The sequence below is a fragment of the Hymenobacter algoricola genome, from assembly GCF_039539525.1.
Taxonomy (GTDB): Bacteria; Bacteroidota; Bacteroidia; order Cytophagales; family Hymenobacteraceae; genus Hymenobacter; species Hymenobacter algoricola.
In genome coordinates, this window is the sequence record NZ_BAABDH010000061.1 from 1 (window position 1) to 1,412 (window position 1,412).

General features: G+C 47.5%; 1 protein-coding gene. It reads right to left on the reverse strand.

Translation table 11 applies throughout. From position 1 onward, the window contains the following. Positions 1-98: 98 nt before the first annotated feature. Positions 99-1,190: an RHS repeat-associated core domain-containing protein gene (locus ABD842_RS13795; protein WP_345114954.1), complete on the reverse strand. Its 1,092-nt coding sequence runs from the start codon at positions 1,188-1,190 to the stop codon at positions 99-101. Positions 1,191-1,412: the final 222 nt, after the last annotated feature.

Sequence of the window (1,412 nt, forward strand, 5' to 3'; positions counted from 1 at the left end):
CAGGCCGCCGCCACGCGGGTGCGTAAATCAAGCGAATAGGGATTCATCTTACTGGCTACGGCTATCCGCCAAATAGGGATGAACTGTTCACGAATCCGCTATATAAGATCCTCTGCTACAATCATATTAATATATCCTTCCTCAGGATCTCGTTGGTTAAATTCATCATAAGCATAAAGCCCTTCCGGATCAGAATAATTTATAGGATTATTCCAAGAGAACTGATATGGCGAAAATTCTACTTGCGTCACATCATCCGCTAATGCATCCACCATATGCCAGCGTCCAAGTTGCGGATCATAAAACCGTGCTCCTTGATGGTTCCAGTTTAGACCGAAGTCTTCCTGCATCTCTTGCCCGTTGAACTGAAACTTGGTATCCTGTCCCGAGCTTGATTCAATGCCTACTAGATTTAGTCCGAAAGGATCATAATGATTTTCCTGTACCAAGTATGGATCAACTGTGCGTAGTTCTAAGTCATCGAAGTAAGCCGGCGTGTCACTTTCATTGATAAGGCTTACTTTAACATAACCAGCACTGTCAGCAGTCATCCCTACTGCCAGATGTTGCCATTCGTCATCCGCAGTCGCGCGCAGCTGTTGAACTCGCGTTGCTACTAACTGACTGTCTTGGGTATATAACTCATAGCGCAAGTAAGTTTGAGGGATGCTTTTTGATCGTACTTGATGGCCCAGCTTAAATAGCTGCGGCGTAATAGCCAGTGATATGCCCAAGAACGGTATTCCTCGTCGCGTTGTACGTTGTTTCTTCTCAGATATAAGTGAAGGACCAACTCCATTCGCGGCATTAGCGCCCACGGCTATTGCTCCCCCTTGTAGTACCCCAAGTGGCTTTTGGCGGTCATAACGTCCATAAGCTTCGGCATACACACTGTCACCGGCTTGTACTGTCCAGGTAATACTAGGACCCTCACGCCGACCTTCTTTTTTACTCAGGCGTGCTACATAGTTACCGCTGCGCGCATGAATGGCGTCCTGTTGGCGAGTCTCATCTATATGCTGGAATGTTTGCTCTTCTTTCTCAGAATTAGCGGGTTCCATTCCAGCCATCATCCGCTGCTGGCCATTGTCCGATTGATCTCGGAACGCAAAGCGCAGATTCCCAAGATGGTCTTTAATATGATACTCAAACTTCCAGTTCCACCTGCTGCCAGCAGGGTTACGTAACACACGTCCCTCTGATAGTGGCCCTGATACTGCTTGGGTTAGCTGTGTTGTTGGGTCCGTTTGAAAAATATACCCATCCACATATTGCGTTACAACTGGTAGCTTACCAGGTGACTCTATTGTCTTATAGCAGTTTCATAACTGGCGTACACCTTTCCGGGGCGGGTTCGTAAGCTAGTACATGCGCGCCTATTCCTTGGACTTACGTGAGAAAATCGCCGCTGC